Source organism: Marinobacter koreensis (assembly GCF_023156285.1).
GTDB lineage: Bacteria > Pseudomonadota > Gammaproteobacteria > Pseudomonadales > Oleiphilaceae > Marinobacter > Marinobacter koreensis.
Genome location: NZ_JAKZAJ010000003.1, coordinates 263,556 through 287,940, shown reverse-complemented (window position 1 = coordinate 287,940; position 24,385 = coordinate 263,556). Strand labels below are relative to the sequence as shown.

Genomic DNA, 24,385 nt, shown 5'->3' with positions numbered 1-24,385 from the left:
CCCATCCCCCGACCGGGAGATTTTGCCTGTCGCCATCGAACTGGCCCGGCAAACCTCTGCCAGTTTTTTGGCACCACCTTCAAAAAACCGGTTTTGGCTTGCCATACAACCTTAAAGAAAGCTATTAGAGTATTGGTTTTACTGTCTTTTTATTTTCCGGCACAGGATCTGCTTATTGAAGCACAACGATTCCGAAAACAGAGCGATTTAACGTGAAGCACACGCCCTTTGTCTCCAAGTCTGCAGACCAGCCTCAGAAACTGGCAGCCCTGAAACAAGCCTGGCAGGAATGGACAACCTCTCCGGACATCCTGGCCCGCCTGACGCGTCGGCTGTCGACAACTCTCTCGCTGGAAAACCAGCTGACAATCTTTGCCGAAGAGGCCGCAACGGTGGTGCCATTTGACTCGCTTCAGTACCGGCACCGCATCGCCAAACAGGACTTCGTATTCTCGACAGGTCTTGGCGGGCCTCACCGTGCAGAATACCGGCTGAATCTGGAGGGAGCCCACTTTGGCACCCTCACGCTGCTTCGAAGAAAACGATTCACCGAAGAAGAGCTGGGCGGAATCGAAATGCTGATCGGCACCGCGATCTGCCCGATCCGGAACGCCTGTCAGTTCATTGCATTGGAACAAACTGCGCGGACCGATGCTCTGACCGGCATTCCCAACAAACGGGCACTGGACGAAGACCTGGCTCGGACCAGCCACCTGTCAGACCGCCATCAGGAAACCTACTCCCTGATTCTTCTGGATCTGGATCATTTCAAGGCCGTCAATGACATTCATGGCCACCTGGTGGGCGACCAGATTCTGAGATTGACCGCTGAGAGCATGGAACGGACGCTGAGGGTTTCCGATAGTATTTTCCGGTTCGGCGGTGAGGAATTTGCGGTATTGCTGCCCCACACGGCAAGTAACGAAGCGCGTGAAGTGGCGGACCGCCTCCGAGAGGCCGTCACCAATACAATCTTTGAACGTGGCGATATTCGCGTCGGTGTAACAGCCAGTTGCGGTGTGTCCACGCACATGCAGGGAGAATCTGCGGAACAATGGCTGACCCGGGCTGATGAGGCGCTCTACCGGGCCAAAAGGGAGGGTCGCAATCAGACCCGAATTTCAGCCACGATCAGCGGCGGTCAGTGACCGCCGCGCCTCGGCGCTCTGCCCTTTCCCTTGCCCGATGGCGCATCGTCAACCTGCCACTTCTTTGCGCCCTTACCCTGGCCAGGTCTTGCAGGTGCCTTTCTACGCTGCCGTTCATGGGCTGCTTTCTGTGACGGAGTCTTGGCGGGGATAGCGACCGACTCCAGACCCACGCTTTTGCTGAGAAGATCCACAGCCTTCTGGTCCAGCTCTTCCCATTTACCCATGGTCAGACGACTTGGCAGAAAGATCGGCCCGTAGCGAACACGCTTCAGCCGGCTCACTTTCACGCCCTGGGACTCCCAAAGACGACGCACTTCCCGATTGCGCCCCTCCAGCAGGGTGACATGGAACCACTGGTTCAGACCGGAACCACCCGCCGGGCTGATATCACTGAATTTCGCCATGCCATCCTCCAGCAACACCCCTTCCAGGAGCCGCTCGATCATGGCCTCATCGACTTCCCCGAACACCCGGACCGCATACTCACGGTCGATCTCATTGGAAGGGTGCATCAGCCGGTTTGCGAGTTCACCATCGGTGGTAAAGAGCACGAGCCCGGTGGTATTGATATCGAGCCTGCCGATGGAAATCCAGCGATGGTCCTTCAGACGTGGTAAATGATCGAAAACCGTGGGCCTTCCCTCGGGGTCTTTACGACTGGTCACCTCACCTTCGGGCTTGTTGTAGATCAGCACCCGACGGACGGTTTCAGCGGCGCCAGTGACGTCCAGACGCTTGCCATCGAGCTCGAACCGGTCGCCGACCGTCGCTTTGTCACCAGGACTGACGGCCTGACCGTTCACCCTGACACGACCGGACTCCATCCAGGCTTCAATTTCCCGGCGGGAACCGACGCCCGCCCGGGCAAGCAGCTTCTGTATCCGCTCCGGTGTGTCCTGGCCGGCTTTGTTTCGGTGATTTGCCGCACCGGCACCTGGTTGGTCTGACGCCATGTTTGAATCCTTGATATAAACTGCGCGAACGGTAACGCGTCAGTGAAGTGTTTCCTGACTGGAGGTGTCGGGGGACTCGAACTCAATCTCCCCCTGCATATTCTTTTCAATCTCCCGGCCGATCTCTTCAAGATCGCGAATTTCCGACAGTGGCGGCAACTGGTCAAGCCCGGTCAGATTGAAATAATCCAGAAACTGTTTGGTAGTGGCATACATTGCTGGCCTTCCCGGTACGTCACGATGGCCGACCACCCGGACCCACTCTCGCTCAAGCAGGGTGCGAATGATATTGCTGCTTACCGTGACACCGCGGATATCTTCGATTTCCCCACGGGTGATCGGCTGGCGATAGGCAATCAAAGCCAGCGTCTCCAGCAGCGCCCGGGAATAGCGCTGTGGCTTTTCCTCGAACAGCCGCCCAACCCAGGGCACAAACTCTTCCCTGACCTGCAACCGATAGCCGCTTGCGACTTTCTTCAACTCGAAACCACGCCCCTCGCAGGCGGCCTCGAGCTGAACAAGGACATGCTCCATCACCTGCCTTGCCGGACGCTCGTCTTCAGTGAACAGCTCCCGCAATTGCTCCAGGGACAGTGGCTTGCCTGCCGCCAGCAGGGCCGCCTCGGCAATGGCCTGGATCCTGAGGATATGATCTTCATTCATGATCGGAATCCGGTTTCTCGTACATTCAGGCTCGTCAGCCTCCGTCAACGCGCAGCGCGCGCTCTGACATGGATGGGTCCGAGCACGTCACCCTGCACGACCTCAATAAGTTGTTCCTTCACCAGCTCAAGCGTCGCCAGAAACGTGACTACGACACCCAGGCGACCCTCTTCCAGGGTAAAGAGGCTCTCGAAGGTCACAAAACGATCGTCCTGAAGCACCGACAATATGTGTGACATGCGCTCCCGCGTGGAGAGAATTTCTCTCTCAACGTGATGGCTGGTGAACAGATCCGCCCGTTTCAGAACGCCCTGCATAGCCAGCAACAACTCCCGCATCTCGACGTCCGGGTGCGGCTGGCTTGAGGGAAGTTTTGGCAGTGCCGCGGATGCACTGAACGTGTCCCGTTCCATGCGCGGCATCTCGTCAATATCCTCCGCGGCCTGCTTGAATCGCTCGTACTGCTGAAGACGGCGAATGAGCTCGGCCCGGGGATCCACCTCCTCCTCGTCTTCCGATTCCTGACGGGGCAACAGCATTCGGGATTTGATCTCCGCCAGTGTCGCTGCCATCACCAGATACTCGGCGGCCAACTCGAAACGCATCGCCTCGACGGCTCCGATGTAGTCCATGTACTGACGGGTAATTTCGCTGACGTCGATATCCAGAATATTCATGTTCTGGCGCCGGATCAGATACAGCAACAGATCCAGCGGCCCTTCAAAGGCTTCGAGAAAGACGGCCAGCGCATCCGGCGGGATATAGAGGTCCTTGGGCAGATCGACCACCGGCTTGCCTGAGACCACCGCCAACGGCGATTGTGCCTCTGCCTCCTGGGGCGTCTCCATGGCCGTGGTATTGGACTCGTCCGTCATTCACTGCCCTCGGATGATTCTCATCGGATCAGGCAAACTACCGCGCTCAGCGATAGCTCAGCCCCATTGCAGCCCGCACTTCCTCAAGCGTGTCCCGGGCAGCGTCACGGGCGTGCTCCCGGCCTTCCTGGAGGATGGAGTGCACCAGATCCGGGTTGTTTTCGTATTCACGGGCACGCTCGTGCAGGGGCCGTTGTTCTTCAACGATCGCGTCGATCAGCGGCTTCTTGCAATCGAGACAGCCAATGCCAGCACTGCGGCAGCCGGTCTGCACCCATTCCTGGGTATCCGCATCGGAATAGATCTTGTGCAGGCCCCACACCGGGCATTTCTCCGGCTCACCCGGGTCCGTCCGGCGAACCCGTTGGGGATCGGTCTGCATGGTCCGGACTTTCTGGGCAACCGCATCCGGCTCCTCACGCAAACCGATGTAATTGTTGTAGGACTTGGACATTTTCTGTCCGTCCAGGCCGGGCATCTTGGACTCCGGCGTCAACAATGGCTGGGGTTCCGGCAGGATCACCTTGCCGCCCCCCTCGATATAGCCATACAGTCGTTCACGGTCACCCAGAGAAATATTCTGCTGCTCCATAAGCAGCGCCCGGGCCGTCTCGAGCGCCTCCATGTCACCTTCTTCCTGGTAGCGCTTCTTCAGTGTCCGATAGAGCTTCGCGTTTTTCTTGCCCATCTTCACGATCGCACCTTCGGCCTGCTCTTCGAAACCGGGTTCGCGACCGTAGATGTGGTTGAACCGACGGGCAATTTCCCGGGTGATCTCCACATGCGAAACCTGGTCCGCGCCGACGGGCACCTTACCCGCGCGGTACATCAGGATATCCGCCGTCTGAAGCAGTGGGTAACCCAGGAATCCATAAGTCGCCAGATCCTTCTCCCGCAGCTTTTCCTGCTGATCCTTGTAGGTCGGAATGCGCTCCAGCCAGCCCAGAGGCGTGATCATCGAGAGCAGCAGGTGCAGTTCGGCATGCTCAGGTACCTGGGACTGGATAAACATGGTGGAAGAGCCGGGATTGACGCCGGCAGCCAGCCAGTCGATCACCATATCCCAGACGCTCTGCTCGATGCCGGAAGGATCGTCATACTGCGTCGTCAGGGCATGCCAGTCAGCAATGAAGAAGAAGCACTCAAACTCGTGCTGGAGTTTTACCCAGTTTTTCAGCACACCATGGTAGTGACCAAGGTGAAGCTTTCCGGTCGGACGCATGCCCGACAAAACCCTTTGCTGGGAATCTACAGAACTCAAAGCACGAACTCCTTATGTTTCTAGCGATAGGCCGAGAAAAATCGGCTGACCGGGCATTATAGTCTGATAGCCCTCCGCCGTTAAGGACACAGGCCAAAAAACAAAAACCCCCGAACACCGGCGGGTGTCGGGGGTTTTTGTCAGAAAGGATGGCTTACCAGCCAGTCACTTCCTTGAGGGCCTTGCCGATATCGGCCAGGCTGCGCACGGTTTTGACACCGGCATCGTTGAGGGCCGCAAATTTCTCATCCGCAGTGCCCTTACCGCCGGAGATGATCGCACCGGCGTGGCCCATACGCTTGCCAGGAGGCGCAGTCACACCCGCGATGTAGGAGACCACCGGCTTGGTCACGTTCTCCTTGATGAACGCGGCCGCTTCTTCTTCAGCGGTACCGCCGATCTCACCGATCATCACGATCGCCTCGGTTTCCGGGTCTTCCTGAAGCAGCTTCAGGATATCGATGAAGTTGGACCCGGGAATCGGGTCACCACCGATACCAACACACGTGGACTGACCGTAGCCGAAATCGGTGGTCTGCTTGACCGCTTCGTAGGTCAGGGTGCCGGAACGGGATACGATACCGACCTTGCCCTTCTTGTGGATATGGCCCGGCATGATGCCGATCTTGCACTCGTCCGGAGTGATCACACCCGGGCAGTTCGGCCCGATCATGCGAACGCCTTTACGATCAACGTATTCTTTGGCGTACAGCATGTCGATGGTCGGAATGCCTTCGGTGATGCAGACGATCAGCTGGATGCCCGCGTCGGCTGCCTCGATGATGGCGTCCTTACAGAACGGGGCCGGCACATAGATAACAGTCGCTTCGGCACCGGTCGCCTCAACGGCGTCACGGACGGTATTGAAAACCGGCAGCCCCAGGTGCTCGGTGCCGCCCTTACCGGGGCTTACACCACCAACCATCTTGGTGCCGTAGGCAATGGCCTGCTCGGAGTGGAAGGTGCCCTGCGAACCGGTAAAGCCCTGACAGATAACCTTGGTGTCTTTGTTAATCAGGATGCTCATTATTTACCCCCTGCGGCTTTAACAACTTGCTCTGCCGCATTTGACAGACTGGTGGCGGCAATGATGTTCAGGCCGCTGTCGGCGAGTACCTGGGTACCCTTTTCGGCGTTGTTGCCCTCAAGGCGAACCACCACAGGAACTTTCACGCCCACTTCCTTCACGGCACCGATGATGCCCTCTGCGATCATGTCGCAGCGCACGATCCCACCGAAGATGTTGACCAGAACGGCCTTGACGTTGGAGTCAGACAGAATGATCTTGAACGCTTCGGAAACGCGCTCTTTGGTGGCACCGCCGCCTACGTCGAGGAAGTTGGCGGGCTGGCCGCCGGACAGCTTGATGATGTCCATGGTACCCATGGCCAGGCCGGCGCCGTTAACCATACAGCCGATGTTGCCTTCCAGAGCCACGTAGTTGAGTTCCCACTTCGCTGCTTCCGCTTCCCGGGCATCTTCCTGGGAAGGATCGTGCATCTCGTGGATTTTCTTCTGGCGATACAGGGCGTTGCCATCCACACCTACTTTGGCGTCCAGGCAGTGAAGGTCGCCAGCCGGGGTGATAACCAGCGGGTTGATTTCTACCAGCGCCAGGTCGGCCTCTTCGAACAGCTTGGCAAGACCCAAGAAGATCTTGGTGAACTGACCGATCTGCTTGCCTTCCAGACCCAGTTTGAATGCCAGCTCGCGGCCCTGGTATGGCTGAGCGCCAACCAGCGGATCGATTTCGGCCTTCAGGATCTTTTCCGGAGTCTCTTCGGCCACCTTCTCGATCTCGACACCACCTTCGGTGGATGCCATGAAGACAATCCGACGGGTGCCACGGTCAACGACAGCACCGAGGTAAAGCTCTTCAGCGATATCGGTCAGGGATTCAACAAGAATCTTGCTGACCGGCTGGCCATTCTCGTCAGTCTGGTAGGTCACCAGATTCTGACCCAGCCATTTCTCGGCGAACTCGCGGATCTCGTCTTTGCTCTTGACCAGCTTTACACCGCCGGCCTTACCACGGCCACCGGCGTGTACCTGGGCCTTGACTACCCAGCCGTCACCGCCGATTTCATCTGCCGCTGCTACGGCTTCCTTGGGAGTATCGCAGGCGATGCCCTTGGATACGGGCAGGCCGTACTCGGCGAACAGCTGCTTGCCCTGATATTCATGCAAATTCATAGTTAATGTCCCGCTTATTGATGGAGGATAACCACGTACGGAAATTGAACCCGCGCAAGCTCCGCAAGACGGAGCTGCTGTTGCGAATTCCGCTCGGCGGGCCGGGGATCACCTCAACCCGCCCGGTGCGCAGCCGGAAACGTGCCTTTCAGATGGCAGCGGGGCGCCGATCCAGGCGCCCCCGTTTTCCTGACTTGCGTTACTTCTTCTTGCGACGGTTGGCGACGTGAATCGCCCCGCCCGCTACGGCCAGTGCTGCCTCGTGCACAGACTCGGACAGAGTCGGGTGCGCAAAACAGGTCAGGGCCAGATCTTCGGCGCTGGAGCCAAACTCCATGGCGATTACGCCCTGTGCAACGATTTCGGAGGCGGCAGGACCAACCACGTGGAAACCGAGGATCCGGTCAGTCTTGGCGTCGGCAATGATCTTGACCATGCCACTGGCGGCGTTGGCAGCCATCGCGCGACCATTCGCTGCAAACGGGAAGACGCCGACGTTGTATTCTTCGCCTTCGGCCTTCAGTTGCTCCTCGGTTTTGCCGACCCAGGCCACTTCCGGCGCGGTGTAGATCACGTTCGGAATGCAGTCATAGTTGACCTGCGGCTTGTGACCGGCAATGCGCTCGGCAACCATGACACCCTCTTCGGACGCCTTGTGCGCGAGCATCGGACCCCGAACCACGTCCCCAATGGCCCAAACGCCCGGGGCCTCGGTTTTGCAGTTGTCATCCACGAAGATGAAGCCACGCTCGTCCATCTGGACGCCGGCATCCTCGGCCAGGAGGTTGTCGGTGTACGGCCGGCGACCGACCGCGACAATCAGCTTGTCGAACTTCGCTTCCTGTTTGCCCTTGGAATCCTCATAGCTCACATTGACCAGCTTGCGCTTCACTTCCGCGTTGGTCATACGTGCGCCCATGACAATGTCCAGGCCCTGCTTCTTGAACTGTTTCAGGGCATCCTTGGCAACCTGCTGGTCCACTGCCGGCAGGAAGGTTTCCTGCGCTTCCAGCACAGTCACTTCGGAACCCAGGCGCGCCCAGACGCTGCCGAGTTCGAGACCGATGACGCCTGCCCCGATGACACCCAAACGCTTGGGCACTTCGGTGAACTCCAACGCGCCCTCGGAATCGACGATGTGCTCGCCATCAAACGGAGCGGGAGGAATCTCGATCGGCTTGGAGCCAGTCGCGAGGATCACGTTGTCCGCTTCGTAAGTCTTGGTCTTGCCATCCTTGTCGGTCACTTCGACCTTGCGACCTGCCAGCAACTTGCCGTGACCGTGGATGGGGGTGACGCCGTTGGACTTGAACAGCCCGGCAATACCGCCGGTCAACTGCTGAACGATTCCGGACTTGCGCTCCATCATCTTCGCGATGTCCATCTGGACATCCTTGGCGACGATCCCCATGGTCTCGTAGTCGTGGTTGGCTTCCTCATACTTGTGAGAAATCTCCAACAGCGCCTTGGACGGAATACAACCCACGTTCAGGCAGGTACCGCCGAGCACCTGGCTCTTTCCATCTGTGGACGTCCAGGACTCAACACAGGCGGTCTTGAGGCCGAGCTGGGCCGCCTTGATGGCTGCCACATAGCCGCCCGGGCCAGCACCAATGACAATGACGTCGTACTTGTCAGACATAATTTATCCCGTTTTCTGATTCGTTAAGGGTCAGTTCACACGTCCAGCAGAATACGTGCCGGGTCTTCCAGCATTTCCTTGATCGCAACCAGGAACTGCACCGCTTCCTTACCGTCGATCATACGGTGATCGTATGACAGCGCCAGGTACATCATCGGCAGGATTTCGACCTGACCGTTAACCGCCATCGGGCGCTCCTGAATCTTGTGCATGCCCAGGATGGCAGTCTGCGGCGGATTCAGGATCGGCGTGGAGATCAGTGAACCGAAAATCCCACCGTTGGTAATCGTGAAGGTACCCCCGGTCATTTCATCAATACCGAGTTTGCCTTCTTTGGCCTTGGTGCCGTACTCGACAATCTTTTTCTCGATGTCTGCCAGGCCCATGGCGTCGGAATCCCGGAGCACCGGAACCACAAGACCGCGGTCGGTGGAAACGGCCACGCCAATATCCTGGTAGCCGTGATAGACCATATCGTTGCCATCAATGGAAGCGTTAACCGCCGGGAACCGCTTGAGTGCTTCTGTTGCTGCCTTGGTGAAGAACGACATGAAGCCAAGCTTGATACCATGGCGCTTCACGAAGCTTTCCTGGTACTGCTTCCGCAGCTCCATGATGGGCTTCATGTTCACTTCATTGAAGGTCGTCAGCATGGCTGCGGTCTGCTGTGCTTCCACCAGACGCTTGGCAATGCTCGCACGCAGACGGGTCATCGGCACCCGCTTTTCGGGACGCTCACCCTGCGCAACATTCACTTCCGGCATTTCAGTCGCGGCAGGCTTTGAAGGGGCAGCGCTCTTCTTGCCATCAACGTAGCTCTGAACGTCTTCCTTGGTTACCCGACCGTCCTTGCCAGTCCCTTTTACAGCGTTCGGATCCACATTGTTCTCTTCCGCCAGCTTGCGAGCTGCCGGACTCAGGATCGCGTCGCCGGAACTGGCCTGAGAAGCCTCTTCCTGCTTCGGAGCCTCTTCCTTCTCCGCAGACTTGTTGTCGGCAGGTTTGGACTCGCCTGCGGCACCTTCCTTGAATTTGCCGATCACTTCGCCGCTCTCGACGGTGTCGCCTTCACCCTTGACGATTTCCTCGATCACACCATCGGCTGGTGCCACGACCTCCAGAACCACCTTGTCGGTTTCGATGTCGACAATCAGTTCGTCGCGTGAACAGGCCTCGCCCGGCTGCTTGTGCCAGGTCGCGACGGTACCCTCTGCGACCGACTCTGGGAAAACGGGTGCTTTAATCTCAGTTGACATTACAAATCCTTAGTTCGGTAGCTCGTCAGATTTCAAACGCGTCGTTGACCAGTTTCTTCTGCTCTTCAATGTGCACTGACATGTGCCCACAAGCAGGAGCAGCAGAAGCATCACGACCGGCATACTGAAGGTACAGCTTGGGATCCAGGCGCTGTAGCGCATTACGCATATGATGCTGACTGCAGTACCACGCGCCCTGGTTCATTGGCTCTTCCTGGCACCACACCACGTTCTTCAACTTGGTGTATTGACCCAGCAGTTCGTCCAGATCGTCTGCGGGGAACGGGTACAGCTGTTCAATACGCACGATCGCCGTATCGTCCCGCTCATCCGCCTTTTTCTTCTCCAGCAAATCATAGTAGACCTTGCCGCTGCACATGATCAGGCGTGTCACCTTCTTCGGGTCGGACGGCTCCTTCTCTGGCAGCACAGTCTGGAAGGTACCGGAGGTCAAATCATCCAGCCCCGAAATCGCTTCCTTGTGACGAAGCAGACTCTTCGGCGTGATGGCAACCAGCGGCTTACGCAGCGGCCGCTTCACCTGCCGCCGGAGCATATGGAAGACCTGGGACGGGGTCGTCGGCACGCACACCTGAATATTGTGCTCGGCACAAAGCTGCAGGAAACGCTCGAGTCGGGCGGAACTGTGTTCCGGACCCTGGCCTTCATAGCCGTGTGGCAACAGAAGGGTCAGACCACAGAGCCGGCCCCACTTGTGTTCGCCACTGGTCAGGAACTGGTCGATGACGACCTGTGCGCCGTTGGCGAAGTCGCCAAACTGCGCTTCCCAGACGATCAGAGCATCCGGCGTGGTCGTTGAATAGCCGTACTCGAACGCCATCACCGCCTCTTCGGAGAGCAGCGAGTCGTAAATCTCGAAACTCGGCTGATCGTCTGCAATGTGCTGCAGAGAGGTATGAGTCGAGCCGTCTTTCTGGTTGTGCAGGACCGCATGCCGGTGAGAGAACGTACCCCGACCGACATCCTGACCGGTAATCCGGATCGGATGGCCCTCGTTAATCAGCGTGGCATAGGCCATCATTTCGCCGTAGCCCCAGTTCAGAGCCAGTGCACCGGCTGTCATCTTTTCCCGATCGTTGATGATCTTGGAAACCTGGCGCTGAATACTGAACCCTTCCGGTACGGAGGTCAGCTGCTTACCGAGCTTCTGGACGGTTTTCAGGTTGACACTGGTCTTGCACTTGGCGGTCCACTCGTGACCGAGGTACGGCGTCCAGTCCACATAGAGCTCCTTGTTGGGCTCTTTCACCAGTGACTTGACCACGTGCTCGCCTTTATCCAGGGCATCGCGATATTCGGTTTCGATCTGCTTTGCTTCTTCTTCGCCAATGACACCCGCGGCCACCAGTTGCTCGGCGTAAAGACCCCGGGTCGTTTTCAGCTTGCGAATCTTTTCATACATCATCGGCTGTGTGGCAGCCGGCTCGTCGGCCTCGTTATGACCCCGACGGCGGTAGCAGACCAGGTCAATCACGACGTCCCGCTTGAATTCGTTGCGGTAGTCCATCGCCATCTGCGTGGCAAAGATGACCGCTTCGGGATCGTCGGCGTTCACGTGGAGGATGGGCGCCTGCACCATTTTGGCGACATCGGTGCAGTACTCGGTGGAGCGGGCGTCTTCCTGTTTGCTGGTGGTAAAACCAACCTGATTGTTGATCACAATATGGATGGTGCCGCCCACGCCGAAACCGCGGGTCTGGGACATCTGGAAGGTTTCCATGACGACGCCCTGCCCGGCAAACGCCGCATCACCGTGCATGACAATCGGCACAACCTGGGTGCCATCCTGATCACCACGACGGGTCTGACGTGCGCGTACCGACCCCTCTACCACCGGAGATACAATTTCCAGGTGGGACGGGTTGAAAGCCATGGCGAGGTGAATTTCGCCACCGGCTGTCATGATGTTTGAGGAGAACCCCTGGTGGTACTTGACGTCACCGGAACCGGAATCCGCGAGCTTCTTGCCTTCGAATTCGTCAAACAGCTCCTTGGGGTTCTTGCCAAGGGTGTTTACCAGCACGTTCAGGCGTCCACGGTGGGCCATACCCAGAACGATTTCCTTGGCGCCGTAGGAGCCTGCACGCTGAATAAGCTCGTCCAGACATGGAATCAGGCTCTCAGCGCCCTCCAGTCCGAAACGCTTGACACCGGGATAACGGGAACCCAGATACTTTTCCAGCCCCTCGGCGGCAGTCAGACGCTCGAGAATATGTTTGCGCGTCTTGGTTTCGTACTCCGGACGGGAGCGAACCGGCTCCATACGCTGCTGGAACCAACGCTTGATGCGGGTATCAACCACATGCATGTACTCGGCGCCGATGCTCTCGCAGTAGGTCCGACGCAGACCGTCGACGATATCCGACAGCTTCATGGATTCTGCGCCGAAATTCAGCGAGCCTACCTGGAACTCGAGATCCAGATCGGAGTCACTCAGCTCGTGGAACTTCGGATCCAGATCCTCGACCGGGGTGCGTTGCCAGACACCCAGCGGGTCGAGCTTGGCCTCCTGATGGCCACGAAAGCGAAAGGCGTTTATGAGCTGCAGAACACGAATCTGCTTCTTGTCCGCATCGGAGGTTGCGCTGGCGGGAACGCCACTGCTGGCGAGGAAGCGCTGATTGCGGGAAATGTGCTCGAACTGTTCACGAATGGAAGAATGAACGACGTCCCGGCCTTTATAGCCATCAACGCTCGGAAGCTTGTCAAAATAGCTTCGCCATTCTTCTGGAACGGCATTGGGGTCTGTCAGGTAGGTCTCAAAAAGCTGTTCAACGTAGGCAAGGTTTCCTCCCTGGAGATGGGAGGTCTGCCACAACTGCTCCATTATGCTTTCGTGCATCTTGAATAGCTCACCTTGGGCTGGTGCGGGGAGCCGGTATGGTCGGTCAGGGGTAATTCTCAGTCAATACGGGATATTACGGCATGACTTTGACCACCACACGCGACACGGATGTTTTCCAATCCCCAGTGGTTTTTATACTCGGCAACGCCGCCGGAAAACCTGATAAGTTATCGTAACGGCATGCGTAGTGTGCACCCGGATAAGACCTTTGACTATAAGCCTTTGGTTGAAGGCCCTGCGAGTCGCAGGGCCTTCTGGGTGCTAGCCTGGTCAGAACAGTATAGCGTCTACTGAGAACTCTGCTGCTTAAGTAGCCCGCTGCAGCAGAAGATTCCGAATGTGGCCGATTGCCCTTGTGGGGTTCAGGCCTTTCGGGCAGACGCTGACACAGTTCATGATGCCCCGGCAGCGGAAAACACTGAACGGGTCATCGAGGTTCGCAAGGCGCTCAGCCTGGGCGGTATCCCGGCTGTCCGCCAGGAAACGGTATGCCTGCAGCAGGCCGGCCGGGCCGATGAACTTGTCCGGATTCCACCAGAACGACGGACAGGACGTGGAACAGCAGGCACACAGAATACACTCGTACAGGCCGTCCAGCTTCTCCCGGTCTTCCGGGGTTTGCAGGCGCTCAATGGCCGGTGCGGGCTTGTCATTGACCAGGTACGGCATGACCTTTTCGTATTGCTTGTAGAAAAGGCTCATGTCCACCACCAGGTCGCGAATGACCGGCAGACCCGGCAGCGGGCGCAACACCAGCTTGTTGTTCTTGACGACATCGGACACCGGCGTGATACACGCCAGACCGTTCTTGCCGTTCATATTCATGCCGTCAGATCCGCAAACGCCTTCCCGGCAGGAGCGGCGATAGCTCATGGACGGGTCCTTCTCCTTCACCAGGTTGAGGACATCCAGAACCATCAGGTCCTTGCCTGCGGGAATCTCGATCTCAACGTCCTGCATGTAAGGGGCGTTGTCAGTTTCCGGGTTGTAACGGTAAAGGCTTACCAACATGTCTTGATCCTCCCCTTAATAAGTCCGGATCTTCGGTTCGAACGTCGGAACGGTCTTCGGCGCGAAGTTCACATCACGCTTGCCAACACGCTTGTCCAGCGGGAAGTACAGAGAATGCTTCAGCCAGTTCTCGTCATCACGCTCGGTGAAGTCGTTCCGTGCGTGAGCACCACGACTTTCTTTACGCTCGGTCGCCGATTTCGCAGTCGCATAGGCAACCTCGAACAGGTTGTCCAGCTCGAGAGCCTCGATCCGTGCGGTGTTAAAGGCATCACTGGTATCTGCCAGACGGGTCTTCTTGACCCGCTCACCGATTTCCTCAAGCAGCTTGAGCCCTTTCTCCATGCTGTCGCCGTCACGGAACACGCCGAAGTACAGCTGCATGCAGTTCTGGAGATCCTTGCGAACCTGGGCAACGTCCTCGCCTTCGGACGCACTGTTCAGCCGTTCCAGGCGAGCCATGGCACGCTTGATGTCTTCCTCGCTCGCGCCGTCGACTTCGAATCCACCGCGGAGCTGCTCCTCGATGTGGAGACCGGCCGCACGGCCGAAGACCACGAGATCCAGCAGCGAGTTACCACCGAGACGGTTGGCGCCGTGTACCGACACGCAGGCTGCCTCGCCACAGGCGAACAGACCCGGAATTGGCTTGTCGTTGCCATTCTCGTCCTGGGTAAGCGCCTGGCCACCCACGTTGGTCGGAATGCCGCCCATCATGTAATGACAGGTCGGAACAACCGGAATCGGCTCTTTGACCGGATCGACATGAGCAAAGGTGCGTGACAGCTCACAGATACCCGGCAGACGCAGGTTCAGAGTCTCCTCGCCCAGGTGATCCAGCTTCAGCAGTACGTGATCCTTTTCCGGGCCGCAACCACGGCCTTCCAGGATCTCCATCACCATGGACCGAGCCACCACGTCACGACCGGCGAGGTCCTTTGCGTTCGGAGCATAACGCTCCATGAAGCGCTCACCCTCGGAGTTGATCAGGTAGCCGCCCTCACCCCGACAACCTTCGGTCACCAAGGTACCGGCACCGTGGATACCGGTCGGGTGGAACTGCCACATTTCCATATCCTGAACCGGGAACCCGGCACGCAGCGCCATACCAATACCGTCGCCGGTGTTGATCATTGCGTTGGTGGTGGAAGCATAGATCCGACCAGCACCGCCCGTTGCAAGGACCGTGGCCTTCGATTTGATGTAGCAGACTTCACCGGTCTCGATTTCGATCCCAACAACGCCAACCACTTCGTCCTTGGCGTTCTTGACCAGATCCACCGCATACCATTCGTTCAGGAACGTTGTACCGCCCTTCAGGTTAGCCTGGTACAGGGTGTGCAGGAGCGCATGACCGGTACGGTCGGCTGCTGCGCACGTACGGGCAGCCTGACCGCCCTTGCCGTAATCCTTGGACTGGCCACCAAAAGGACGCTGATAGATACGACCCTGCTCGGTACGAGAGAACGGAAGCCCCATGTGCTCAAGCTCGAAGACCGCCTGCGGGCCGACGGAACACATGTATTCAATGGCATCCTGGTCGCCAATATAGTCAGACCCCTTCACGGTGTCGTACATGTGCCAGCGCCAGTCATCGTTCGGATCCGCACTGGCGATCGCGCAGGTAATACCACCCTGGGCAGACACGGTGTGAGACCGGGTCGGAAATACTTTCGTGATGCACGCGGTATTGATACCGGATTCTGTCAGCTGCAGGGCGGCTCGCATACCGGCACCGCCACCACCGATAACAATCGCGTCGTAAGACATGGTTTTGATGTTAGCCATCTATTAAAGCCCCCAAAGAATCTGAATGCCCCACACCAGGTACACGAACATAGTCAGGCCGCACAGTGCCTGCACAATGAAACGCGCTCCCATGGGCTTGATGTAGTCGGTGGTGATCGTCCAGAGGCCGACCCAGGCGTGACCGCCGATCGAGAGCAACGCCAGGAGCGTGAAGATCCGGAACCAGGTCTGATCGAAAAGTCCGGACCAGCTCGCGTAGCTGACGTCGGTCGTCAGCAGAAAGCCGAACATAAACAAGGTATAGAGGGCGAGTACGTAGGCTGTTACCCGCTGGATCATCCAGTCGAAGACACCACTGCGACCCAGGTTCGTGACGCTGTTTACCATACCCAGACTCCTGCGAGAACGAAAAGAATGACGGAAACCACGATCGTGATCTTCGCGGCGAGGCGACCACTCTCAAGCTCTTCACCAATGCCCATATCCATGAACAGGTGCTTGATACCTGCAACCAGGTGGTACAGCAGAGCAGACAGGATGCCCCAGATAATCAGCTTGGCAAGGAAGCTGTCCAGCAGTTCACTTACCCGACTGAAACCTTCTTCCCCGGACAGGGAAAGCTGCAGCCCATACAGCAGAAACGCAACGCCGACAAAAATGATAATGCCGCTGATGCGGTGCAATATGGACGTGATGGCTGGCAGTGGAAAATGAAACTTGCCGAGATCGAGATTTACTGGTCGTTTGCTATTCACAGCGCTCTCACACTCTCTCTTGATTCCGCGAGGCCGGCGAACCGACGGCGGACGTTGGTATGTTAGGATCGGAATATCGATACGGTACCGACAACCGATTGGTTCAGGAGGGCGGATGACAGCCAGGTAGCTTGCTAGGCAGAAGCTTACAGACGCCATCATCCCCGATTCCGGGCTACGGATTATAAGGAGAGGCCCTTACAATTACAAACGCTCCACCCTTTCTGTTGCCCGTAATCAGTGGGTTGGCGGCATCTAAAAGGATGATTGACAAACCGGTTTTCGTGCGCCCGGCGCTCTGTTTGGGATATCCCTGATTTACAAGTGGTGAGAATTTGCACTGTTTTCCACGCCTGTCCATTGACAAAAAAAGCTGACGCCCTATATTTTGCCGCCAGTTTTGCGATAATACGCGCCTTCTGCGCATCTACACATGCAGCCAAAAGCTGTCAAAGCTGATACATAGGAGAGCACCATGACCGACAGGAAAGCCACGCTCTCGGTGGGTGATAAGTCCATTGAGCTACCGGTATATTCCGGCACCGTCGGCCCTGACGTCATTGACGTACGAGGCCTCGTCCAGGAAGGCGTTTTCACCTACGATCCGGGATTCGTATCCACCGCTGCCTGCGAATCAGCCATCACTTACATTGACGGCGCAAATGGCGTACTCCTGCACCGGGGCTACCCTATTGACCAGCTCGCGGAACACTCCGATTACCTCGAAGTATGCTACCTCCTGCTGAACGGCGAATTGCCTTCTGACGAGGAAAACAAGCGATTCCACGAGACCATCAAGAATCACACCATGCTGCACGACCAGATGCGCAATTTCTTCCACGGCTTCCGTCGTGACGCGCATCCGATGGCAATCATGTGCGGCGTTGTGGGAGCGCTTTCAGCGTTCTATCACGACCAGATGGATGTGACCGACGAAACGCAGCGTCAGATCACAGCACATCGCCTGGTTGCGAAGATGCCAACGATTGCGGCCTGGTGTTACAAGTACAGTCTGGGTCAGCCGTTCATGTATCCACGGAACGACCTGTCCTACTCCGAGAACTTCCTGCAGATGATGTTTGGCGTACCCTGTGAGGAGTACAAGCCGAATCCGGTCCTGGCCAAGGCCATGGACAAGATCTTCATCCTGCACGCCGATCACGAGCAGAACGCATCAACGTCTACCGTGCGTCTGGCCGGCTCCACCGGCGCAAACCCCTACGCCTGCATTGCCTCGGGCATTGCCGCACTCTGGGGCCCGGCTCATGGTGGCGCCAACGAGGCAGTACTGGATATGCTGGCGGAAATTGGTGATGAAGCCAATATCGAGAAGTTCATCGAGAAGGCCAAGGACAAAGACGATCCCTTCCGTCTGATGGGCTTTGGCCACCGTGTCTACAAGAACTTCGATCCGCGCGCCAAAGTCATGCGTGAAACCGCTCATGAGGTTCTCAAAGAGCTTGGCCTGGAAAACGATCCGCTGCTGAAGATCGCGCAGCGCCTGGAAAAAATCGCGCTGGAAGATGAATACTTCGTGGAGCGCAAGCTTTATCCGAACGTCGACTTCTACTCCGGCATCATCCTGAAGGCGATCGGCATTCCAACCTCCATGTTCACCGTCATCTTTGCGATGTCCCGGACCATCGGCTGGTTCTCCCACTGGAATGAGATGGTTAGCGGCAACTACCGTATTGGCCGTCCACGCCAGCTCTACACCGGCTCGGAAAAACGCGACTACCCGACGAAGTAAGTCCGGACAGACCGCGTTGATAACAAAAAGGCCGCTGAATCCAGCGGCCTTTTTGTTTCCAGGGAATCAAACCCCGAATGGATAGGTATCCGGCATGCCCGGAATAGTCCCCGTCGAAAACGGGGTGATGGCAGAGGTTTCATCCAGCCAGACATATTCATCGAACTGCTCGGGCAGACACGCCCGGAAATAATGACTCTGCCGTTCCGTTTCGGGGCGATAGATCACCCCGATGGCCCGCTCGAGATGTCGGAGCATAAGGGCCTGACGGACCTCTCCGGCAGCTTTCCGCATCGGCAAGAGAAAACAGGGCAACCCTGTCTCATGACAGGCATGCTCGTAGCTTCCGGCAAGCGCCGGCCTCACGGATTTCACCTCCATCGGCGCATCCCAGTTCGAAGCCGCTGCCACCGTGCCGTGATCAGTACCAAACCCCACAACATACACGGCATCTCCATAACGGCCCCGGGCGAGCCTGCCAATATTGAATTCGCCGCGCCGCCCCATATCCGTGGCGTCAGAGTCGCCAACATGACTGTTATGCGCCCAGACTACCGCCTTGCTACCGCTACCGTAATGGTCCAGCAGGCTTTCCAGGGTCTGGAACATATGCGTATCCCGGAGATTCCAGGCACTGTGGGTGCCGTAATACAGGGTTCGGTAATATTCTTCTGCATCGGCAACCAGGCGAGCGTTCTGAACGGCATCGAGAAAGCGGTCAGAATCGTGCTCTGCGTAACGCCGGTGACGCGACAGGAGTTCGCGGAGCATATCCAGCACTGGTTTTTCACAGGTCTGATAGGCAGGGTCCAGCGCTGCCCGGCCGTAGTTCGCGGGCTCTCCCTCAAACGGCGCAAGGCATTCATATCGCCGCCTGGCATCAACCGCGAGGTCCGGATCCACCTCTTCAAGGTACTCCAATACCGCACGTATCGAGCTGTACAGGCTGTATAGATCCAGGCCATGAAAAGCGATGCGGTCCGGCGCCGACCTGAGACGATTGAACTCTCGCAGCCAATCGATGAACCCCCGGACTTCCTCATTTCGCCACATCCAGGTAGGAAATCGTGAAAACGCCGTCCATTCGGAAGGTGGATATTCCGAGTGCCGCACATAGTGATCAATCCGGGCTGCATCGGGCCAATCACCTTCAATAGCAACGAAGGAAAAGCCCTTTTGCTCAATCAGCGCCCGGGTAATGCGCGCCCGGGCCAGGTAGAATTCCGAAGTCCCGTGGGACGCCTCGCCCAACATGACGATCCGAGCCGCACCAATTCGGGACAGCAGTCGTTCCAGCGGAATATCAGGCCCCGACTCAAACGGTTCTGCAACCTCTTTGAGCACCCGGGACAAAGCACGCGGCTGGCCTGCTCCGCCTCCAGTCATCACTCTGGAATGATCGCCTGAATGGAAACCTTCGCCCATAAATGCGCCCCCTCGTCCTGAAGCTCTAAATTCGAGTCTAGTACAGGACGAGGGTTAACCCTCAGGCTTGGGTTCCGTCAACGGCAGCTGGCGGGCAAATAACGCTGGTCCGCATTCTGGCCGTAGCACACCCACTCGATCGCACCTTCCGTGACTGAAGGCTCGAGTACGAGATACTGGCTCTCTCCGGATGAATCCACCCCCATCTCGACGCCGATCATCCCTTCCTCGTAGACATCAATGGTGTAGCCCTGGGGCGCATTGTCCAGGGTAAGAGACGGGTATCCCCCGCCGCAATGGCAGCGATTGCCGCCTTGATGTCGTCCTCGGATTGACAGCACGCCACACCGTACCTGTCGCAGGTATACTCTTCGGCGCGTCGTAACGCGGGCCCCAGCACCGGAAGCAGCGAACCGGGCATAACGAAAGCCCGCCAGGAAAGATGCTTGCGGTGAATATGGCCCAGTTCATGGCCAATATAAAAATCCACAGCACCCGGCTGATCTTCCAGCGCGTCAATCACATCAGTAAACAGCACAACAAAATGCCGGCCAAGGAATTTGGTCGCCAGTGCATTGAAAAAGTCCGTCCGCAGCAGATAGGCCTCGGGCACCTTCGATACACCCACTTTCTCACAGCATCGTGAAAGTCGATCATAAAGGTCCGGGTACTGCTCCGGACTGATTCGAACCCCGGATCCCTTGAGATGGGAGATAAATGCAGAATGCGCAAACAGAAAAAACAGATAACCAAGAAGCAGGTAGACCAGCAAGATTCCAAACGTACCAACCAAAAGAGCCAGCCAGATAATCGCAGACAGCACGATTGCAATTCGGAGCAAAGGCTTTTCGTGTTTATAAACCAGATCCATGTAGTTCCCTCACAGTTACAACATCAGGACGGCAAGCCCGGAAGTTCCGGACTTCTCTGTAACCAGCTACCCGGATACATAAAGCAATGAGGACGCAGATGGCGTTGGGCCGCTCCATTGCAGCGCTTCCTTGCAGCTGAACCTCAAAGCATAAGAACTACATTACAAAAGATCCATAAATCCGTGCCATACCAGCCTGACTGATAGTGAGTGTGTGACTGCGTTCAACAAAAAGGCAGGGTATGATGATGGGAGGCGCAAGCACACGCCCCCTTTTCCGGGAACAGGAAATTTGCAGGATATGAGCAAGTTGCCGTGGTAACTTCTAACGACAAGAAAAATATCTCGACTTCAGGAGACCTCTATGACAACCACCGTTAGCTTTATTGGGCTCGGCGTTATGGGCTACCCAATGGCAGGTCATCTGGCCAAGGCGGGCCTTTCGGTTCGGGTCTGGAACCGGACACTGGCAAAAGCCGGGGAATGGGCCAGCAAACACCGCGGGACCGCCTGCAGCACCATAGCAGAGGCCGTGCAAGGTGCCGACTTTGTGATGACCTGCGTCGGCGCGGACAAAGATCTGACCGAAGTATATGAGGGTGACGGGGGCATTCTGGCCAATGCTCCGGAAGGTGCCGTCCTGGTCGATCACACAACGGCCTCCGCAGGCATTGCAGAGCATCTTGCCGCAGCAGCCTCCAAAAAGGGGCTGGGCTTCATTGATGCGCCAATCTCCGGCGGACAGCAGGGGGCGGAAAATGGCCAACTGACCATCATGTGCGGTGGGTCCGAGAGTGACTTCAGCAAGGCCAGCCCGATCATGGAGCACTATGCCCGCGCAGTGACGCTCCTCGGCCCCCCTGGCAGTGGCCAGAAAACCAAAATGGTCAACCAGATCGCGATCGCGGGGCTGGTTCAGGGCCTGTCCGAGGCGCTGCACTTTGCAGAGCAGGCAAACCTGGATGTGCGCAAGGTCGTAGACGTCATTTCAAAAGGCGCGGCGCAATCCTGGCAGATGGAAAACCGCTCAGGCACCATGATCGATGGAGAATTCAACCACGGGTTTGCGGTGGACTGGATGAGAAAAGATCTCGGCATGTGCCTTGAGGAAGCAAGGAAGATCAATGCAAGTATTCCGGTAACCGCCCTGGTGGACCAGTTTTACGCCGATGTCCAATCGATGGGAGGGCGTCGGTGGGATACGTCTTCCTTGATCCAGAGACTGAGGAAGTTCCGGTAATCAATTGAAAAAGGGGCAGTTTCTGCCCCTTTTTTTTCGCCCTACTTTTCTTTCGGCTGCCACTTGCCGTTAACGTACCAGGCGGACCAACCGGTGGATTTGCCGTCTTTCTCCGACATTACATATTGCTCCTTGGACTTCCGACTGTAGCGAATCACCGTCGGATTGCCCTCCGGATCGGTTTCAGGCGCATCCATCAAATAGTCGTACTTCGGATCAATTTCTTTCCGATGCGGCTTGATCTCTTTTACAAGTGGCGGCCGGGTCTCCCGATTTTTCGGGAATTTACTGGCTGCAAGAAACAGCCCCGAGGCGCCATCGCGCAGAACATAGGTGTCGTCGACTTTCTGGCACTGGAGTTCCGGCATGGGCACCGGATCCATCTTGGGAGGCGCTGGCTCCCCACTCTTCAGGAGCTTACGGGTATTTTTACAATCCGGGTTGGTACACCCGAAATACTTGCCAAATCGCCCGGTCTTCAGCTGCATCTCCGAGCCACACTTGTCGCATTCAAGGGTGGGTCCATCGTAACCCTTGATCCTGAAAGTGCCTTTTTCCACCTCGTACCCGGAACAGTCCGGGTTATTACCACACACGTGCAACTTGCGGGTCTCGTCAATCAGGTAACTGTCCATGGCGGTGCCACATTTCGGACAGCGACGCTTCTTGCGCAGCAAGCGGGTCTCGCCCTCGCCTTCCACGTCTTCATCCGCACTGACCACTTCGTCACCGGACACAAGGTTGATCGTGGTCTTGCAGCGTTCCTTGGGTGGAAGCGAATATCCCGAGCAGCCGAGGAAGACGCCCGTACTGGCTACCCGGATCTGCATGTTCCGACCACAGCTTGGGCAGGGAATATCAGTCTCGGTGGGCGTATTTGCCCGCATTCCACCGTCTGCCTGGCCGGCTTCGTCCAGTTGCTGGCGGAACCGACCGTAGAAATCATTGAGGACTTTCTTCCAGTCGACCTCGCCATCGGCGATTTCGTCGAGTTCGTCCTCCATCCTGGCGGTAAAATCGTAATCCATCAGATTGGGGAAGGATTCGTGCAGTCGCTCCGTGACAATCTCCCCCATCTTTTCGGCATAGAAGCGCCTGTTCTGAAGACGCACATAACCCCGATCCTGGATCGTGGATATGATGGAGGCGTAGGTTGAGGGTCGACCAATCCCCTGTTTTTCCAATTCTTTTACCAGGCTCGCTTCGGTATACCGGGGGGCCGGCTTGGTAAAGTGCTGACTGGGATCCAGCTTTTTCAGATCCAGCGTGTCGTTTACCTGGATATCCGGCAAGGCGACATCCTCGTCCTTTTTCCCGGATTGCGGCGCAGCCTTGAGAAAACCGTCGAATTTGATGATGCGCCCGCGCGTTCTCAGCTCGTATCCATCGTTCGCAACGACGATCGACGTGCTCAGGAACTCCGCATCGGCCATCTGGCAGGCAATAAACTGTCGCCAGATCAGGTCATAGAGCTTCTCTGCGTCCTTTTCCAGGCCGCTAATGTCGGAGGGGCGGCGGCTTACGTCGGTAGGACGAATCGCTTCGTGCGCCTCCTGAGCCCCCTCCTTGCTACCATAGACGCGCGGCTTCTCGGGAAGATACCGATCGCCGAACTGGTCCTTGATAAAGTCACGGCAGCCGGCAACCGCCTCCTGGCTCAGGTTGGTGGAGTCCGTACGCATGTACGTAATGAAACCCGCCTCGTACAGACGCTGGGCCAGCATCATGGTTTTCTTGACACTGAAGCCCATCCGGTTGCTCGCAGCCTGCTGCAAGGTCGACGTGATAAAAGGCGCGGAAGGCCGCGAACGGGTCGGTTTATCCTCCCGCTTTGCGACCTTGAACGCGCCTGCCTTCAAACGATCCACGTGTTCGTTGCTCTGGCTCTCGTTGACCGGACGATAGGGCTGGTCCTGGTAACGGGTCACCTCAAAGCGGACAGGCTCTTTTGCCTGCGCCGGCGTGAGATCAGCATGCAACTGCCAGAATTCTTCCGGAACGAATTTCCGGATTTCCCGCTCCCGCTCGACAATCAGGCGAACAGCAACGGACTGAACCCTTCCGGCGGACAGGCCGCGGGCAATCTTGGCCCACAGCAGGGGTGAAACCATGTAGCCGACCACGCGATCCAGGAAACGGCGAGCCTGCTGCGCATTGACGCGATTGGAATCCAGGTTTCCCGGATCCTTGAATGCTTCCTTGATTGCGCGCTTGGTGATTTCGTTAAAGACCACCCGGCGATATTTTTCCGGCTCGCCACCGATGGTTTCCTGAAGATGCCAGGCAATCGCCTCCCCTTCGCGGTCCAAATCCGTTGCGAGATAAATATGGTCTGCCGATTTCGCCAGGCGTTTCAGTTCGCTGACGACCTTCTCTTTACCCGGGAGAATCTCGTATCGGGCCTGCCAGTCATGATCCGGGTCCACCCCCATACGGGTGACCAGCTGTTCGCGCGCCTTGCGTTTCTTGTGCTCGGCCTTTTCCTCCGGACTCATCTTGCGTGTCAGTGCAGCCTGACGAGCACGCTCCTTCGGATCAGTCTGGGAACCACTACCGCTGACCGGGAGGTCGCGGATATGGCCCACACTGGATTTAACGATGTAGTCCGAGCCCAGGTACTTGTTGATGGTCTTGGCTTTCGCTGGCGACTCGACAATAACGAGACTTTTACCCATATCGGAGATCTGTTTCCTTGGCGACAAATCGGTCAAATATTCAGCAAAC

General features: G+C 57.2%; 20 protein-coding genes. 3 read left to right on the top strand and 17 right to left on the bottom strand.

Annotated features, from left to right (window positions below):
• Positions 1-212 precede the first annotated feature (212 nt).
• Positions 213-1,148, top strand: coding sequence for a GGDEF domain-containing protein (locus MLD04_RS09620; protein ID WP_248157513.1), 936 nt, complete (start codon positions 213-215; stop codon positions 1,146-1,148).
• Here MLD04_RS09620 and rluB read toward each other — a convergent pair.
• From rluB to sdhC, 13 genes are all read right to left on the bottom strand, one after another.
• The gene (rluB, locus tag MLD04_RS09615; RefSeq protein WP_248157511.1) at positions 1,142-2,104 is read right to left on the bottom strand and encodes a 23S rRNA pseudouridine(2605) synthase RluB; all 963 of its coding nucleotides are present in this window, start codon (positions 2,102-2,104) and stop codon (positions 1,142-1,144) included. The two genes, MLD04_RS09620 and rluB, sit on opposite strands and share 7 nt — an antisense overlap.
• A 39-nt stretch (positions 2,105-2,143) precedes the next feature.
• Entirely contained in the window at positions 2,144-2,767 is a 624-nt protein-coding gene (gene scpB / locus MLD04_RS09610; RefSeq protein WP_248157505.1) for an SMC-Scp complex subunit ScpB, read from the bottom strand.
• 44 nt (positions 2,768-2,811) lie between these two features.
• Complete coding sequence (locus MLD04_RS09605; protein WP_248157503.1) at positions 2,812-3,642, bottom strand: segregation and condensation protein A; 831 nt, start codon at positions 3,640-3,642, stop codon at positions 2,812-2,814.
• A 46-nt stretch (positions 3,643-3,688) separates the two neighbouring features.
• The gene (locus MLD04_RS09600; RefSeq protein ID WP_083870969.1) at positions 3,689-4,903 is read right to left on the bottom strand and encodes a tryptophan--tRNA ligase; all 1,215 of its coding nucleotides are present in this window, start codon (positions 4,901-4,903) and stop codon (positions 3,689-3,691) included.
• Positions 4,904-5,057: 154 nt separating this feature from the next.
• A complete protein-coding gene (sucD, locus tag MLD04_RS09595; protein WP_008938189.1) occupies positions 5,058-5,930 on the bottom strand; it encodes a succinate--CoA ligase subunit alpha in 873 nt (290 codons plus the stop codon).
• Complete coding sequence (gene sucC / locus MLD04_RS09590) at positions 5,930-7,096, bottom strand: ADP-forming succinate--CoA ligase subunit beta (protein ID WP_248157501.1); 1,167 nt, start codon at positions 7,094-7,096, stop codon at positions 5,930-5,932. The genes sucD and sucC overlap by 1 nt, the downstream gene beginning before the upstream one ends.
• Positions 7,097-7,295: 199 nt before the next feature.
• A complete protein-coding gene (lpdA, locus tag MLD04_RS09585) occupies positions 7,296-8,738 on the bottom strand; it encodes a dihydrolipoyl dehydrogenase (RefSeq protein ID WP_008938187.1) in 1,443 nt (480 codons plus the stop codon).
• A 35-nt stretch (positions 8,739-8,773) separates the two neighbouring features.
• Positions 8,774-9,994, bottom strand: coding sequence for a 2-oxoglutarate dehydrogenase complex dihydrolipoyllysine-residue succinyltransferase (gene odhB / locus MLD04_RS09580; RefSeq protein WP_248157498.1), 1,221 nt, complete (start codon positions 9,992-9,994; stop codon positions 8,774-8,776).
• A 25-nt stretch (positions 9,995-10,019) separates the two neighbouring features.
• Positions 10,020-12,857, bottom strand: a complete 2,838-nt coding sequence (locus MLD04_RS09575) for a 2-oxoglutarate dehydrogenase E1 component (RefSeq protein WP_248157496.1) — start codon at positions 12,855-12,857, stop codon at positions 10,020-10,022.
• A gap of 309 nt (positions 12,858-13,166) precedes the next feature.
• On the bottom strand, positions 13,167-13,871 hold the full coding sequence (locus tag MLD04_RS09570; protein ID WP_248157493.1) for a succinate dehydrogenase iron-sulfur subunit: 705 nt from the start codon (positions 13,869-13,871) through the stop codon (positions 13,167-13,169).
• A 15-nt stretch (positions 13,872-13,886) separates the two neighbouring features.
• Positions 13,887-15,659 (bottom strand): succinate dehydrogenase flavoprotein subunit, encoded by a 1,773-nt coding sequence (gene sdhA / locus MLD04_RS09565; RefSeq protein ID WP_248157491.1) that lies wholly within the window; start codon positions 15,657-15,659, stop codon positions 13,887-13,889.
• A gap of 3 nt (positions 15,660-15,662) precedes the next feature.
• A complete protein-coding gene (gene sdhD, locus MLD04_RS09560; protein ID WP_008938182.1) occupies positions 15,663-16,007 on the bottom strand; it encodes a succinate dehydrogenase, hydrophobic membrane anchor protein in 345 nt (114 codons plus the stop codon).
• Complete coding sequence (gene sdhC / locus MLD04_RS09555) at positions 16,001-16,375, bottom strand: succinate dehydrogenase, cytochrome b556 subunit (RefSeq protein WP_248157489.1); 375 nt, start codon at positions 16,373-16,375, stop codon at positions 16,001-16,003. The genes sdhD and sdhC overlap by 7 nt, the downstream gene beginning before the upstream one ends.
• Positions 16,376-16,850: 475 nt before the next feature.
• Here sdhC and gltA point away from each other — a divergent pair, with 475 nt between their 5' ends.
• The gene (gene gltA, locus MLD04_RS09550) at positions 16,851-18,125 is read left to right on the top strand and encodes a citrate synthase (protein WP_248157487.1); all 1,275 of its coding nucleotides are present in this window, start codon (positions 16,851-16,853) and stop codon (positions 18,123-18,125) included.
• A 66-nt stretch (positions 18,126-18,191) separates the two neighbouring features.
• On the opposite strand, the gene MLD04_RS09545 is transcribed toward gltA, so the two are convergent.
• The 3 genes from MLD04_RS09545 to MLD04_RS09535 form a co-directional block, all read right to left on the bottom strand.
• Positions 18,192-19,550, bottom strand: a complete 1,359-nt coding sequence (locus tag MLD04_RS09545; RefSeq protein WP_248157485.1) for an erythromycin esterase family protein — start codon at positions 19,548-19,550, stop codon at positions 18,192-18,194.
• Between the two features lie 77 nt (positions 19,551-19,627).
• A complete protein-coding gene (locus tag MLD04_RS09540; RefSeq protein WP_248157483.1) occupies positions 19,628-19,771 on the bottom strand; it encodes a pilin in 144 nt (47 codons plus the stop codon).
• Positions 19,768-20,421, bottom strand: a complete 654-nt coding sequence (locus tag MLD04_RS09535) for a M48 family metallopeptidase (protein ID WP_248157481.1) — start codon at positions 20,419-20,421, stop codon at positions 19,768-19,770. Before MLD04_RS09535 ends, MLD04_RS09540 begins: the two co-directional genes overlap by 4 nt.
• A gap of 364 nt (positions 20,422-20,785) precedes the next feature.
• On the opposite strand from MLD04_RS09535, the gene MLD04_RS09530 reads away from it, so the two are divergent.
• The gene (locus tag MLD04_RS09530) at positions 20,786-21,661 is read left to right on the top strand and encodes an NAD(P)-dependent oxidoreductase (protein ID WP_248157479.1); all 876 of its coding nucleotides are present in this window, start codon (positions 20,786-20,788) and stop codon (positions 21,659-21,661) included.
• A gap of 41 nt (positions 21,662-21,702) precedes the next feature.
• Here MLD04_RS09530 and topA read toward each other — a convergent pair whose 3' ends face one another.
• Positions 21,703-24,336: a type I DNA topoisomerase gene (gene topA / locus MLD04_RS09525; protein ID WP_248157477.1), complete on the bottom strand. Its 2,634-nt coding sequence runs from the start codon at positions 24,334-24,336 to the stop codon at positions 21,703-21,705.
• Between the last annotated feature and the right edge of the window lie 49 nt (positions 24,337-24,385).